Source organism: Burkholderia reimsis, assembly GCF_003294055.1.
GTDB classification, from domain to species: domain Bacteria; phylum Pseudomonadota; class Gammaproteobacteria; order Burkholderiales; family Burkholderiaceae; genus Burkholderia; species Burkholderia cepacia.
On sequence record NZ_QMFZ01000027.1, the window covers coordinates 42,039 to 56,891 of the forward strand.

A 14,853-nucleotide genomic window follows, 5' to 3' on the forward strand; every position below is an offset into this window, starting at 1 on the left:
CACCGGAAAGCGGTACCCGTTTGTCCCGAAAAGCAAATGGCCCGACCGGCTTTCGCCGATCGGGCCATTTTTCACGCCGGTAATCTCCTCACCAGCCGACGGCAAACACTCGGTCCGCCGCCGCTTCGTCGTCACCTCACATCGCCGACACCCGCCGCCCCGCGCTCGCCTGCGCATCGCGGCCGCGCTTGTTCAGCCACGATGCCAGCAGCACGATCAGCGCCAGCACGGCCGTCGCACCCACTTCCATCCTGTGATCCTCACTCACGAGCATCACAGTCAGCGTGCCGCAGATGAACAGGATCACCAGCCACGTGAGCCAGGGGAACAGCCACATCCGCAGCGTCAGGTCGGCGCCGGTCGCTTCGAGCGTCTTGCGCATCCGCAGCTGCGAGATCGCGATCACGAGATACACGAGCAGCGCGATCGCGCCCGACGTCGCCAGCAGGAAGCCGAAGACCTGTTCCGGCATCAGGTAGTTCGCGATCACGGTCAGGAAGCCGAATGCGGTCGATGCGAGCACGGCCGCGCGCGGCGTGCCGGTCGAATCCGTGCGGTGCAGAAACGCGGGCGCGTCCTTGCGCTTCGACAGGGAGAACAGCATCCGCGACGCGGTGTACAGCGCCGAATTCAGGCAGCTCGCGACCGACACGAGCACGATCACGTCGATGATCGCCTTCGCGTTCGGGATGCCGATCAGCTCCATCGCGCGCTGATACGAACCGTGCTTCGGCAGCAGCGGATCGTTCCACGGCACGATGGCCGCGACGATCAGGATCGAGCCGAGATAGAACAGCGTGATGCGCCAGATCACCGAATTGGTCGCGCGCACGATCTGGCGTTGCGGGTTGTCCGATTCGGCGGCCGCGATCGTCACGATCTCCGTGCCGAGGAACGAGAACATCGTCGTCAGCATCGCCGCGAGCACCGCACCGGCACCGTGCGGCATGAAGCCGCCGTGCACGAACAGGTTCGATACGCCCGACACGGCAGGCGCGGGAATGATGCCGACGATCGCCGCGCCGCCGATGCACAGGAACACGACGATCGCGACGACCTTGATCAGCGCGAACCAGAATTCGAATTCGCCGTAGTTCTTGACCGAGAAGAGGTTGGTCACCGTCAGCACCAGCGTGATGCCGAGCGCGAAGACCCAGGTTGCAACGCCGGGGAACCATGCATTGAGGATGGTCGCGGCGGCGGTCGCCTCGATCGGGATCACGAGCACCCAGAACCACCAGTACAGCCAGCCGATCGAGAAACCGGCCCAGTGGCCGATCGCGCGATCGGCATAGGTGGAGAACGAACCGCTGTCCGGATGCGCGACGGCCATCTCGCCGAGCATGCGCATCACCAGCACGACCAGCACGCCCGCGATCGCATACGCGAGGATCGACGCCGGGCCGGCTTCCGCGATCGCGTGGCCGGAGCCGACGAACAGGCCCGCGCCGATCACGCCGGCAATCGACATCATCGTCACGTGCCGCTGCTTCAGGCCCGTACCGAGGCCTGTGTTGCTTCCACTCATCTGTCTCTCTCCAAAAAACGGTTCCGGTATGGCCGGGTATCGCGTGAAGGCAGCAGGGGGAGTTGTCGTTCTTGAATCCGGCTGCGAGCGCGCGTGCATCGCACGCGGGCATGCGGCCGGATGGGACCGTTCGGATCGGCGCGCCGCGCAGTCTGCGAAGCTGCGGGTGCGATGCGGCGCGCGGTGCGCCGACGCATCGCGTGCGCCGTTTCCGTCGGCTTTCGTCAGCTGCCTTCGAAGCGAAGGAGTGTAAGCACCAAACGGTTCTTCACTAAGAACCAATTGAAGAATTTCGATGGAACCACTCGTTGCATCGACATCGATCGATGCAACGCTTGTACCCGTTCGTGCCGGCGCGCGAGCCGCGCCGAAAGCGCCCGGCTACGCCGGGCAGCAGGCCGCGACCGGCGTGTCAGTTCGCGCCGTGCGCCCTCTCGTCGCGCCATTTGGCGGGGACGACGGCCTGCCATTCTCGCAGAAGCAGTTTTTTCACGGCGTCCGGACGGGCCGCCGACAGCCGCACCAGCACGATGGGCCAGCCGACGTAGTGATCCGTCACGTAATACACGTCCGGTTCCGATTCGATCAGCCACGCGCGCTCGTCGGGGCCGACACCTTTCACGACGAGCGTGTCGCCGTCCTCGCGCAGCCGCGCGAGCATCTTGCCCCTCACCTTGAGCGCAGGCGTGCCGTACGACGTACCTTCCTCGACGCCGCGCCATGCCAGCGCGATCTGGCGGACTTCGTCGAATGTCATGAGGCCTCCCGGCTGCACTTCTTCGGTTCACGATCCGGCCACCCTACCGGAATTCGCGAAGGCACGCCGCGGGACGTGCGCCTATCCGCGCGCCGCACGTGCGGCCACCGGCGCACGCCCCGTCGTCGCGACGATCGCGAAGGCGATCGCATTCACGGCGGCGCTGGCCAGGATCGGCACGAGATAACCGCCGCCCGCGTCATAGATGAAACCGGCCGCGGCCGGCCCGATCAGCGTGCCGAATGCGACGCTCGTATAAAGCACGCCGATAATCCCGCTCACGTTGCGCCCGCCGAAGTAGTCCATCACGACCGCCGGCAGCACGGCGACCCAGCCGCCGTAGAACACGCCGAACACGAGCGCGAACGCGGCAAGCGTCGCGACGGTGCCGGCACCGGCCCACGCGACGAGTGCGACGGCCATGCCCGCGAACATCGCGAGCAGCGACGCACGGCGGCCGAAGCGGTCGGCGAGGCCGCCGAGGAAGAAGCGGCCGGCCGTGCTGCCGACGCCGATCGCGCCGAGCAGCAGCACGGCCGTCGACGGCGCGACGCCATGATCGAGCGCGTACGGCACGAGGTGAACGAACGGAACGAACACGCCGAACGAGCAGGCGAGGCATGCGGCGTACAGGCTCGCGAACGGCCGCGACATGACGGCTTCGCGCACCGTCGCGCCGGCAGGCGCCGAAGCGGCGACCGGCTGACGCCTCGCGGCGGCGGCGGACACCGAGGCCCTCGCACCGTGCCCGGTGACGTGCGCCCCGCCGCCGGGCTCATGCGCAGCCTCCCCGTCCGGCAGCAGCCCCCGCCCGCGCGGGTCGTTCTCGATCAGCAGCGACATCCCCGCGCCGATCACGACCGCGATCACGGCCAGCGTGAAATACGCGCCGCGCCAGCCGACCTGCGCGATCAGCGTGGACGCGAGCGGCGGCATCACCAGCGTGCCGACACCGATCCCCGCGACCGCGAGCCCCGATGCGAAGCCGCGCCGGCGCACGAACCAGCGCTGCACGGCGCCGACCGCCGGTACGTATGCGCAGCCGACGCCGAAACCGACGCCAAGCCCGTATGCGACATAAACCTGCAGCAGCGTGTGCGCGGCGCCGGCAGCCGCGAGCCCGGCGGCCGTCAGCAACATCCCGGCGACGGCGAGCCGCCGTGAGCCGAAGCGGTCGGCCAGCGGCCCGCTGACGATGCCGAAACCGAAATACAGGAAGCCGGCGAGCGAGAACACGAGCGAGATCTGGCCGCGCGACGCGGCGAAGTCCCGCTGCAGCGACTCGACGAACGCACTGAACGTATAGGCGCTGCCGAACCCGACGAACGTGACGGCGAACGCGGCCGCGACCACGTACCAGCCATAGAAGAAATGGCGCGATGTGCCCGGGCGGATCATGACGATGCTCCTCTCAGGTCCCGCCGGACACCTCACGGCGTCCGGTTTGCCTCGTGGATATAGTTGAACTATGTTGATCGCATTGGCTGCCGCAATGCAGCCACACAGCACGCAATCGGATGCGACAACGGTACTCGCGCACACGCGCCGCCTCAAACGATATTTCATCGGTCATTCGCTTTAGAAAAACTCAATGAATCGTTCCCGCCTGCCGCCGCTCAACGCGCTGCGTGCATTCGAAGCAGCCGCCCGCCACCTGTCCGTGAAATCGGCGGCCGAGGAGCTGTCGGTCACGCCCGGCGCGGTGAGCCAGATGATCCGCACGCTCGAGACGCACCTCGGCGTGCAGCTGTTCGAGCGCGTCAACCGCGGCATCCTGCTGACGGCCGCCGGCCGCGACTACCTGCCGCCGGTGCGCAATGCGTTCCGGCAGATCGCCGACGCGTCGCAGCGCGTGTCGGGCGCCGCCGACAGCGGCGTGCTGACGGTGAGCGTCACCCCGTTCTTCGCATCCGCGTGGCTCGTCCCGCGCCTCGCGCAATTCCGGCACGCGTGCCCTGACGTCGACCTGCAGGTCGTCACGAGCCACGCGCTCGCGGATTTTTCGCGCGACGGCGTCGACGTTGCAATCCGTCATGGCCTCGGGCGCTACATCGGCCTGTGCAGCGAGCGCCTGCTGACGGTGGAGATCGTCGCGCTCGCGTCGCCCGACCTCGTCGCGCGGCTCGGCATGCCGGCGACGCCCGCCGATCTGGTCGGCTGGCCGCAGCTGCACGACGCCGAGCGCAAGGGCTGGCACATCTGGTTCGGCGCGCAGCGGATCGACGATATCGGCCCGCCGCGCGGCCCCGCGTTCGACGACTCGGGCCTGTTGCTGCAGGCGATCGTCGCCGGCCAGGGCGCCGGGCTGCTGCCGGCCGCGATGGTGCGCGGCGAGCTGGCAAGCGGCCGGCTCGTGCAGCTCGCCGACGTCGCGTGGCTCGACGATTTCGCGTACTACCTCGTCTATCCGCCGCATCACGCCGAGCGGCCGAAGGTCGCCGCTTTTCGCCGATGGATCCTCGAGGCCGCGCAGGCCGACGGCGCGGCCTCGATGTCGGGCGCGGCGTAGCGTCACGCCGCCGCGCGGCGCCGGCACCGGCGCCGGTCGGGCGCCGATCCGCTAACATGCGGCGCGGGCCGTCCGCCCGACATCGATAACAACAAACCGACCGGGAGAGACCATGCCTGCCCTGTTCTGCCGCGCGACACGCATCGCGGCACTGTCCGCCGTCTTCTTCGTCGCCTGCGCCGCGTTGCCCCAACCCGCACACGCGTACCGCGCACCGCCCGGCTACGGCAACGAAGCCGATCTCGACCGTCACGACACGTATCGCAACCGCGACGGCGAAACCGTGCACGCACCCGCGCACTCGAAATCGGGCCGCATGCCCGAAGGCGCGAGCGCGCGCTGCCGCGACGGCACCTACAGCTTCAGCCGCCATCGGCGCGGCACGTGCTCGGGGCACGGCGGCGTCGCCGCGTGGCTGTGAGCGCGGCCCCGGCCAAAAGGCCAGGTGTCGCGCCAGCGGCGGCCGGCGGCGAAGTACAATAGCCGCTCGCGCCGCCGACACCCGGCGACGCCGCCGCGCCGTGCGCGGCACGCTCCGTACCGAATCACCCGACGCCGCCACGCCCGCGCGCTGCGCGGCAGTCTCAACCACTTCTGACTTTCACACCCAAATGGCCCAATACGTTTTCACGATGAACCGGGTCGGCAAGATCGTGCCGCCCAAGCGCCAGATCCTGAAGGACATCTCGCTGTCGTTCTTTCCCGGCGCGAAGATCGGCGTGCTCGGCCTGAACGGCTCGGGCAAGTCGACGCTGATCCGCATCATGGCGGGCGTCGACAAGGACATCGAAGGCGAAGCCACGCCGATGCCGAACCTGAACATCGGCTATCTGCCGCAGGAGCCGCAGCTCGATCCGACGAAGACGGTGCGCGAAGCCGTCGAGGAAGGCCTCGGCGACCTGTTCCAGGCCAACAAGAAGCTCGAGGAAATCTACGCGGCGTACGCGGAGCCGGACGCCGACTTCGACGCGCTCGCCGCCGAGCAGGCGAAGTACGAAGCGATCCTCGCGTCGAGCGACGGCGGCAGCCCCGAGCAACAGCTCGAAGTGGCCGCCGACGCACTGCGCCTGCCGTCATGGGACGCAAAGATCGAGCACCTGTCGGGCGGTGAGAAGCGCCGCGTCGCGCTGTGCAAGCTGCTGCTCGAAAAACCCGACATGCTGCTGCTCGACGAACCGACCAACCACCTCGACGCGGAATCGGTCGACTGGCTCGAGCAATTCCTGGTGCGCTTCCCGGGCACCGTCGTCGCGGTCACCCACGATCGCTACTTCCTCGACAACGCGGCCGAGTGGATTCTCGAACTCGACCGCGGCCACGGCATTCCGTGGAAGGGCAACTACAGCAGCTGGCTCGACCAGAAGGAAGAGCGCCTGAAGCAGGAAGAAGCGTCGGAATCGGCGCGCCAGAAGGCGATCAAGAAGGAACTGGAGTGGGTGCGCCAGAACCCGAAGGGCCGCCAGGCGAAGTCGAAGGCGCGTATCGCGCGCTTCGAGGAGCTGAGCAGCCAGGAATACCAGAAGCGCAACGAAACGCAGGAAATCTTCATTCCGGCCGGCGAACGCCTCGGCAATGAAGTGATCGAGTTCAAGAACGTCAGCAAGTCGTTCGGCGACCGCCTGCTGATCGACAACCTGAGCTTCAAGATCCCGGCCGGCGCGATCGTCGGCATCATCGGCCCGAACGGCGCCGGCAAGTCGACGCTGTTCAAGATGCTGACCGGCAAGGAACAGCCGGATTCGGGCGAAGTCGTGATGGGCCCGACGGTGAAGCTCGCGTACGTCGACCAGAGCCGCGACGCGCTCGACGGTTCGAAGACGGTGTTCGAGGAAATCTCGGGCGGCGCCGACGTGCTGACGGTCGGCAAGTACGAAACGCCGTCGCGCGCGTACATCGGCCGCTTCAACTTCAAGGGCGGCGACCAGCAGAAGATCGTCGGCAACCTGTCCGGCGGTGAACGCGGCCGCCTGCACCTCGCGAAGACGCTGATCTCGGGCGGCAACGTGCTGCTGCTGGACGAACCGTCGAACGACCTCGACGTCGAAACGCTGCGCGCGCTGGAAGACGCGCTGCTCGAATTCGCGGGCTCGGTGATGGTGATCTCGCACGATCGCTGGTTCCTCGACCGGATCGCGACGCACATCCTCGCATTCGAAGGCGATTCGCAGGTCACGTTCTTCGACGGCAACTATCAGGAATACGAAGCCGACAAGCGTGCGCGCCTCGGCGAGGAAGCCGCGAAGCCGAAGCGTCTGCGCTACAAGCCGATCAGCCGCTGAGCGGCGCGGCCCCGGCGCCCGGCACTGCGGCAACGCAGGAACGGGCACCGAGGCTGGTCTCGCTCCGGAAGCGGAACAAAAAAACGGGCCTGCGGCCCGTTTTTTTATCCGGCGGCTGGCTGCACGCTTGCCGCTTACGCCAGCGCGCCCAGTTCGCGCAGTCGTGCCTCGGTCGCCGCCGCACTCGTGTGATGAATGCCGTGCCAGCCGAGCGCCGTCGCGGCCGCGGCGTTCTTCGCGTTGTCGTCGATGAACACGAGTTCGTGCGGCGCGATGCCCGGCAAGTGCGGCTCGATCCGCGCATGCATCTCGCGGTAGATCGCCGGATCGGGTTTCACGAGCTTCACACGGCCCGACACGACGATGTCCCTGAAACGCCGCAGCACCGGGAAGTTGTCCCACGCATACGGAAACGTCTGCGCGGACCAGTTCGTCAGCCCGAACAGCGGCATCCCCTGCGCGTCGAGCCGGTCGACGAGCGCGGCGCCTTCGTCGAGCACGCCGCCGATCATCTCGTGCCAGCGCGCATAGAACGCGCGGATCAGCCCCTCGTGCGCCGGAAACTTCGCGACGAGCTCGGCCGTCCCCTCTTCGATCGTCTGCCCGCCGTCCTGGCGGACCACCCAGTCCATCGTGCACACATGCGTGAAGAACCAGCGACGCTCGGCGTCGTCGGGAATCAGTTCCCGGTAAAGGTACTCGGGGCTCCAGTCGATCAGCACGCCGCCGAAATCGAATACCACGGCCTTGATCGTCATGCGAACTCCGTCGCAAGGACGTCCGCGAGCGGGCGCGGCGTCACCGGGTTGCCCGACAGCGAATTGTTTTCCCATACGAAGTGATGATGCGCGACGATCTGCGCGGCCGACAGGTGCGTGCGCTCGTTCGTGGTGTGCAGGTCGGACACGACGGTCGTCCGGTAGCCGAGCAGCGCTGCGCGGCGCGCGGCCGAATCGACGCAGAACTCGGTCGCATAACCGCAGATCAGCACCGAACGGATGCCGTGGCGCTCGAGTTGCGCCGCGAGCGGCGTATCGTGAAACGAATCGCTCATCTGCTTGCGCACCCGCCAGTCGCCGTTCCCGACGACCAGCCCCGCGTGCAGCTCCCAACCCGGCGTGCCGGGCACGACGTCGTCGTCCGCGTCGCCGTCGTGCTGCACGAAGCACACGGGCGCGTTCGCCGCACGCGCCGCCGCCGTCAACCGGTTGATGCCCGACACCACGTCATCGAGCCGGTACGCGGGCCTCGCCCGCTCCACCAGCCCGCGCTGCATGTCGACCACGATCACTGCAGTGTCCGCCATTGCTTGCCCTCGTCGTTATTGTCCGGCCGTCGTTCGACCGCTATCCAATCGTTACTCGGCCGCTACCGCGCGTTGCATCAGATCGGCTGCGTGCGCGCGTCGAGCCACGCCTTCGCGTCGCCGCTCAGGTGCCGGCCGACGCGCTCGCGCACCGTTGCGTGATATGCGTTCAGCCACGCGCGTTCTTCTTCATGCAGCATCTCGATCAGCACGCAGCGCGTGTCGATCGGGCACAGCGTCAGCGTCTCGAACGCGAGGAAATCGCCGAACTCGGTCTGCCCGGCCGCGCGGTTCACGACCAGGTTCTCGATCCGGATGCCCCACTGGCCGGGACGGTACACGCCCGGCTCGATCGACGTGATCATGCCCTCTTCCATCGCCGTGTACGGCTCGGCCGGCGCGTAGTGCGAGATCACCTGCGGGCCTTCGTGCACGTTCAGGAAGTAGCCGACGCCGTGCCCCGTGCCGTGCCCGTAGTCGAGCCCGGCCGCCCACATCGGCGCGCGCGCGATCGCGTCGAGCATCGGCGAGCGGATACCGCGCGGGAATCGGGCACGCGACAGCGCCATCATCGATTTCAGCACGATCGTGAAGTCGCGCCGCTGCAGGTCGCTGACGGTGCCGACCGGCACGACGCGCGTGATGTCGGTCGTCCCCGTCACGTACTGGCCGCCCGAATCGATCAGCAGCAGCCCGTCGCCGGCGATCGTCGCGTGCGACTCCGGCGTCGCGCGGTAATGCGGCATCGCGCCGTTCGCGTTGAAGCCCGCGATCGTCGCGAAGCTCGGCGACACATAGCCGGGGCGCCGCGCGCGCGCGGCAGTGAGCTTCTCGTCGATCGTCAGCTCGGTGATCGTCTCGCGGTTCACGGCCTGTTCGAACCAGGTGAAGAATTCCGCGAGCGCGGCGCCGTCGTGCTCCATCGTCACGCGCACGTGCTCGATCTCGGTGGATGTCTTGCGCGACTTCGCGAACGTCGACGGATTCACGGCCTCGACGAGCTTCACGCCGGCCGGCACGGCCTCGAGCGTGCCGAACGTCACGCGGCGCGGATCGATCAGCAGCGTCGCGCCGTCGGGCAGTGCCGCGAGCGCGGCGCGCGCGGCGTCGTAGGCGCGAACGTCGACGCCGTCCTGCGCAAGCGACGCGGCCAGTGCCGGCGACACCTTGCCGTCGGCGACGAACAGCGTCGCGCGATCGGCGCCAATCATTGCGTGCGCAACGAATACGGGATTGAAGTTGACGTCGGCGCCGCGCAGGTTGAACAGCCATGCGAGATCGTCGAGCGTCGAGACGAAATGCCACTGCGCGCCCTGCGCACGCATCGCGCGGCGCACTTCGGCCAGCTTGCTCGCGCGCGTCGTGTCGGCCTGCGGCGCTGCGTGCTCGAACACCGCATCGCCGGGCAGCCCCGGCCGCTCGGGCCAGATCGCGTCGAGCAGGTCGAGATCGGTGCGCAGCGCGATGCCGCGCGCGTTCAGCGCGGCCGTCAGCCCGCGTGCGGCCGCGACGCCGAGCACGGCGCCGTCGACGCCGACGGTTGCACCCGCCGCCACGTTCTGCGCGAGCCAGTCGACGTGCGGCGCGCTCTGCTGCCCGCCCGTCATCTTCATCAGTTGCACGCCCGTGCCGGCCAGTTCGGCGTCGGCCTGCACCCAGTAGCGGCTGTCGACCCACAGCCCTGCGAAATCCGCGGTTACGACCAGCGTGCCGACCGAGCCCGTGAAGCCGGACAGCCAGCGGCGGGCCTGCCAGCGCTCCGGCAGATACTCGGACAGATGGGGATCGGCGGACGGCACGAGATAGGCGGCCAGGTCCTCGCGGACCATCGCGCCACGCAACAGCGCGAGACGGGCCGGCACCGGCGAGACTTCGGGAAGACGGGCATTCATGATTTCACCTGAGAGCATTCAGCGACGGGCCGACAGCGCAACCGTCACGGCTACTGCGAGGAACGCGACGCCGGTGCAGACCGGCCATTCGAGCGTCTCGCCATCGTAAAACAGTCCAGAGAGATTGCCGGCCATGCGGGCCGCGGCCGCGCCGACGATACCGGCGAGCACCGCGATCCACCACGCTGGCCGGGCCGTGCGCCGCATCGGATGCAGCCATCGGCCGAACAGCCCGACGGCCGCTCCCAGGACAAGGATTCCAAACCAGTTCATTCAACGCCTTCGATAAATTCGGATTCGTCCCATAGGCGTGAACGTTGCCAGCGGCTAGCATCGATTCATCCATCGAACCCGAGACCAGCCGGGTGCCGCGAACGTTCGAGTGTAGGGGCCGACTCGACGTTATGGCAAGCGCGCACCAGCTGCCGTATTGAAGAAATTCTCATGCGAATCGCTCTGATCGATCCGGACGCGCGCCATGCCGCGCTCCTGAACCGCCTGCTCTTTGCGGGCGGTCACGTATGCCACGCGTTTCCGTCCAGTACGGCGTTCTTCGAGTGGCTCGCCGCCAATACCTGCGACATGCTGATCACCGGCCACTGGGCCGGCGACCAGCCGGCCGAGGAAGTCATTCCGCGCGCGCAGACAGTCCTGCCCGGGCTGCCGGCGATCGCCGTGATGCACATGCCGCGCGAAAGCGAGATCGTATCGTGCCTGCACGCGGGCGCCGACGATTGCCTCGTGCGCCCGGTGAGCGGGCCCGAGCTGCTCGCGCGCGTCAACGCGCTGAGCCGGCGCGCCGGCGTGCGCCGGCCGCCGGCCCGCTCGCGCGAAATGTATGGCGAATACGCTTTCGACGCCACGCACTGCCTCGTTCGCTTCGGCAACGCAATCGTTTCACTCACGCCGAAGGAGTTCCGTTTTGCGCAGTTGCTGTTCGCGAACCTGTCGCGGCCCGTGTCGCGCGCCCATATTCTCGAAACGGTGTGGGCGCGCCGCCGCGACACGAAGTCGCGCACGCTCGATACCCACGCGTCCCGGCTGCGCAGCAAGCTGCACCTGCTTCCGGAGCGCGGCTACCGGCTGCTGCCGCTCTACGGCTATGGCTATCAGCTCGACCGCGTGCCGATCGAGCCCCCAAATTCTCGGCCCCGCCACGCCGATGCCCGGTATGCCGCGAGTGAGGAAATCGCTGAAACGCTATAATATGGGGCTAAACGATAGCCCTCGATATGCAACTCCTCACGATCGGAATCAATCACCACACTGCGCCTGTCGCCCTGCGCGAACGCGTGGCGTTTCCGCTCGAGCAGATCAAGCCGGCTCTCGTCACGTTCAAGAACGTGTTTCTCGGCCCCCAGGCGCCCAACACGCCCGAAGCGGCGATCCTCTCCACCTGCAACCGCACCGAACTGTATTGCGCGACCGATGATCGCGCCGCACGCGAAGGCGCGATCCGCTGGCTGTCGGAGTATCACCGGATTCCGGTGGACGAGCTCGCACCGCACGTCTATGCGCTGCCGCAGTCGGAAGCAGTCCGGCACGCGTTCCGCGTCGCATCCGGCCTCGATTCGATGGTGCTGGGCGAAACCCAGATTCTGGGCCAGATGAAGGATGCCGTCCGCACCGCGACGGAAGCCGGCGCGCTCGGCACCTACCTGAACCAGCTGTTCCAGCGCACGTTCGCGGTGGCGAAGGAAGTGCGCGGCACGACCGAAATCGGCACGCAGTCGGTGTCGATGGCCGCCGCCGCGGTGCGCCTCGCGCAGCGGATCTTCGAAAAAGTGTCCGATCAGCGCGTGCTGTTCATCGGCGCCGGCGAGATGATCGAGCTGTGCGCGACGCACTTCGCCGCACAAGGCCCGCGCGAACTCGTCGTCGCGAACCGCACGGCCGAACGCGGCCAGCGCCTGGCCGAACGCTTCAGCGGCCGCGCGATGCCGCTCTCGGATCTGCCGACCCGCATGCACGAATTCGACATCATCGTGTCGTGCACGGCGTCGACGCTGCCGATCATCGGCCTCGGCGCAGTCGAACGCGCGGTGAAGGCACGCCGCCACCGGCCGATCTTCATGGTCGACCTCGCGGTGCCGCGCGACATCGAGCCCGAAGTCGGCAAGCTGAAGGACGTGTTCCTCTATACCGTCGACGATCTCGGCGCGATCGTGCGCGAAGGCAACGCATCGCGCCAGGCTGCGGTCGCGCAAGCCGAATCGATCATCGAAACGCGCGTGCAGAATTTCATGCAGTGGCTCGACACGCGCAGCGTCGTGCCGGTGATCCGTCACATGCATACGCAGGCCGACGCATTGCGCCGGGCCGAAGTCGACAAGGCGCAGAAGCTGCTCGCGCGCGGCGACGATCCGGCCGCCGTGCTCGAAGCACTGTCGCAGGCACTGACCAACAAGCTGATCCACGGCCCGACGAGCGCGCTCAATCGCGTGAACGGCGCCGATCGCGATTCGCTGATCGACCTGATGCGCGGCTTCTACCAGCACGCACCGCGCTCGAACGACCAGTCCGGCCACTAGCGCCGGCCGGTCGCCCTGCCGCCGGCCGGTCGTTGTCCCGCCGCCGGCCTATCCTTTCCGAATACCCCTTGCCCGGGAGCGCCGCTCCACACCATGAAGACGAGCATGCAACGCAAGCTCGACCAGCTGTCCACACGGCTGGCCGAACTGAACGACCTGCTGAGCCGCGAAAACGTCACGGCCGACCTCGACCAGTACCGCAAGCTGACGCGTGAACATGCGGAACTCGGCCCGGTGGTCGAACAGTACGCGCTGTGGCGCCAGTCGCGCAGCGACGAGACGGCCGCCCAGGAGCTGCTCGGCGATCTGTCGATGCGCGACTTCGCGGAAGACGAAATCCGCAGCGCGCGCGAGAGCATGACCCGCCTCGAGACCGAGCTGCAGAAGATGCTGCTGCCCAAGGATCCGAACGACGACCGCAACATCTTCCTCGAAATCCGTGCGGGCACGGGCGGCGACGAATCCGCGCTGTTCGCCGGCGACCTGCTGCGCATGTACCTGCGCTTCGCGGAACGCCAGCGCTGGCAGGTCGAAATGATGTCGGAGAGCGCATCGGATCTCGGCGGCTACAAGGAAGTGATCGTGCGGATCGCGGGCCAGGGCGCGTACTCGCGCCTGAAGTTCGAATCGGGCGGCCATCGCGTGCAGCGCGTGCCGGCAACCGAGACGCAAGGGCGCATCCACACGTCCGCGTGCACGGTCGCGGTGATGCCGGAAGCCGACGAAATCGGCGAGGTCGAGATCAATCCGGCCGACCTGCGGATCGACACGTTCCGTGCGTCCGGCGCGGGGGGCCAGCACATCAACAAGACCGATTCGGCGGTGCGCGTCACGCACATCCCGACCGGGATCGTCGTCGAGTGCCAGGACGACCGTTCGCAGCACAAGAACAAGGATCGCGCGCTGAAGGTGCTCGCCGCGCGCATCAAGGACAAGCAGTATCACGAGCAGCACGCGAAGGAAGCCGCGACGCGCAAGAGCCTGATCGGCTCCGGCGACCGCTCGGAACGGATCCGCACGTACAACTTCCCGCAGGGCCGGATGACCGACCACCGGATCAACCTGACGCTGTACCGGCTCGAGGCGATCATGGACGGCGACCTCGACGAACTGATCAGCGCGCTGGTCAGCGAGCACCAGGCCGAACTGCTCGCGTCGCTCGGCGACGCCGACTGAGGTCACGATGCCCGACACGACCGCCGACGAACTACTGCGCGCGTCCGCGCTCGACGCGGTCGATGCGCGCGTGCTGCTCGCGCACGCGCTTGGCTGGACCCGCACGCAACTGATCACGCGCGGCGACGCGCCGCTCGATGCGGCCGCGGTCGAACGCTACCGCACGCTCGAGGCACGCCGCATGGCCGGCGAGCCGGTCGCGCAGCTCGTCGGGATGCGCGAATTCTTCGGCCGGCCGTTCGACGTGACGCCCGACGTGCTGATCCCGCGCCCTGAAACCGAACTGCTCGTCGAAGCCGCACTCGATGCGATCGACGGGCTGCCGCATCCGGCGGTGCTCGATCTCGGCACGGGCAGCGGCGCGATTGCCGTCTCCATCGCCGCCGAGCGGCCCGACGCCCGCGTGTGGGCGCTCGACCGTTCGCCGGCCGCACTCGAGGTCGCGCAACGCAACGCAAGCAAGCTGCTCGACGCGCACCGCCCCGGCGGCCCGCTGCACTGGCTGCAGAGCGACTGGTACGCGGCGCTCGATCCTGCGCTCGCCTTCGACACGATCGTCAGCAATCCGCCGTACATCGCACAGCACGATCCGCACCTCACGCAGGGCGACCTGCGTTTCGAGCCGCGCGGCGCACTCACCGACGATGCCGACGGCCTCAGCGCGATCCGCACGATCGTCGCAGGCGCCGGCATTTACCTGAAACCGGGCGGCACGCTCTGGATCGAGCACGGTTACGACCAGGCCGAGGCCGTGCGCGCCGTACTCGCGTCGCACGGCTTCGTCGCGGTCGAATCGCTCGCCGATCTGGCCGCAATCGAACGCACGACAGGCGGCCGCCTGCCGGGCTGATGCCCGGCCCGTCCGGTTGAAATCC

At 67.8% G+C, this 14,853-nt stretch carries 14 protein-coding genes; 7 read left to right on the plus strand and 7 right to left on the minus strand.

The annotated features are described in order from the left end of the window. Positions 1–136 precede the first annotated feature (136 nt). From gabP to DPV79_RS27270, 3 genes are all read right to left on the minus strand, one after another. Entirely contained in the window at positions 137–1,528 is a 1,392-nt protein-coding gene (gabP, locus tag DPV79_RS27260) for a GABA permease (RefSeq protein WP_021156961.1), read from the minus strand. Between the two features lie 412 nt (positions 1,529–1,940). Then, positions 1,941–2,285, minus strand: coding sequence for an MmcQ/YjbR family DNA-binding protein (locus DPV79_RS27265; RefSeq protein ID WP_021156959.1), 345 nt, complete (start codon positions 2,283–2,285; stop codon positions 1,941–1,943). A gap of 81 nt (positions 2,286–2,366) precedes the next feature. Then, a complete protein-coding gene (locus DPV79_RS27270) occupies positions 2,367–3,683 on the minus strand; it encodes an MFS transporter (RefSeq protein ID WP_113046960.1) in 1,317 nt (438 codons plus the stop codon). A 193-nt stretch (positions 3,684–3,876) separates the two neighbouring features. Here DPV79_RS27270 and gcvA point away from each other — a divergent pair, with 193 nt between their 5' ends. From gcvA to ettA, 3 genes are all read left to right on the plus strand, one after another. Continuing rightward, positions 3,877–4,794, plus strand: coding sequence for a transcriptional regulator GcvA (gene gcvA, locus DPV79_RS27275; protein ID WP_027788483.1), 918 nt, complete (start codon positions 3,877–3,879; stop codon positions 4,792–4,794). Positions 4,795–4,906: 112 nt separating this feature from the next. Next, the gene (locus tag DPV79_RS27280; RefSeq protein ID WP_113046961.1) at positions 4,907–5,215 is read left to right on the plus strand and encodes a DUF3761 domain-containing protein; all 309 of its coding nucleotides are present in this window, start codon (positions 4,907–4,909) and stop codon (positions 5,213–5,215) included. A gap of 190 nt (positions 5,216–5,405) precedes the next feature. Beyond that, positions 5,406–7,073 carry an energy-dependent translational throttle protein EttA gene (ettA, locus tag DPV79_RS27285; RefSeq protein WP_039352138.1) on the plus strand — a complete coding sequence of 556 codons (1,668 nt, stop codon included), beginning with the start codon at positions 5,406–5,408 and terminating at the stop codon, positions 7,071–7,073. 134 nt (positions 7,074–7,207) lie between these two features. Here ettA and DPV79_RS27290 read toward each other — a convergent pair whose 3' ends face one another. The 4 genes from DPV79_RS27290 to DPV79_RS27305 all read right to left on the minus strand — a co-directional run bounded on the left by DPV79_RS27290 (position 7,208) and on the right by DPV79_RS27305 (position 10,544). Continuing rightward, complete coding sequence (locus tag DPV79_RS27290; protein WP_059486485.1) at positions 7,208–7,831, minus strand: HAD family hydrolase; 624 nt, start codon at positions 7,829–7,831, stop codon at positions 7,208–7,210. After that, positions 7,828–8,379, minus strand: a complete 552-nt coding sequence (locus DPV79_RS27295; RefSeq protein WP_021161782.1) for a cysteine hydrolase family protein — start codon at positions 8,377–8,379, stop codon at positions 7,828–7,830. The genes DPV79_RS27290 and DPV79_RS27295 overlap by 4 nt, the downstream gene beginning before the upstream one ends. 77 nt (positions 8,380–8,456) lie before the next feature. Continuing rightward, positions 8,457–10,271 (minus strand): aminopeptidase P family protein, encoded by a 1,815-nt coding sequence (locus DPV79_RS27300; protein WP_059486488.1) that lies wholly within the window; start codon positions 10,269–10,271, stop codon positions 8,457–8,459. 18 nt (positions 10,272–10,289) lie between these two features. Next, positions 10,290–10,544 (minus strand): DUF1129 domain-containing protein, encoded by a 255-nt coding sequence (locus DPV79_RS27305; RefSeq protein ID WP_021161784.1) that lies wholly within the window; start codon positions 10,542–10,544, stop codon positions 10,290–10,292. Positions 10,545–10,715: 171 nt separating this feature from the next. On the opposite strand from DPV79_RS27305, the gene DPV79_RS27310 reads away from it, so the two are divergent. The 4 genes from DPV79_RS27310 (at position 10,716) to prmC (ending at position 14,828) form a co-directional block, all read left to right on the plus strand. Then, positions 10,716–11,477, plus strand: coding sequence for a response regulator transcription factor (locus tag DPV79_RS27310; protein WP_113046962.1), 762 nt, complete (start codon positions 10,716–10,718; stop codon positions 11,475–11,477). A gap of 26 nt (positions 11,478–11,503) precedes the next feature. Then, positions 11,504–12,802: a glutamyl-tRNA reductase gene (hemA, locus tag DPV79_RS27315; RefSeq protein ID WP_113046963.1), complete on the plus strand. Its 1,299-nt coding sequence runs from the start codon at positions 11,504–11,506 to the stop codon at positions 12,800–12,802. A gap of 93 nt (positions 12,803–12,895) precedes the next feature. Beyond that, positions 12,896–13,978 carry a peptide chain release factor 1 gene (gene prfA / locus DPV79_RS27320; protein ID WP_027788492.1) on the plus strand — a complete coding sequence of 361 codons (1,083 nt, stop codon included), beginning with the start codon at positions 12,896–12,898 and terminating at the stop codon, positions 13,976–13,978. Positions 13,979–13,985: 7 nt separating this feature from the next. After that, entirely contained in the window at positions 13,986–14,828 is an 843-nt protein-coding gene (prmC, locus tag DPV79_RS27325) for a peptide chain release factor N(5)-glutamine methyltransferase (protein ID WP_113046964.1), read from the plus strand. The last annotated feature ends 25 nt before the right edge of the window (positions 14,829–14,853 follow it).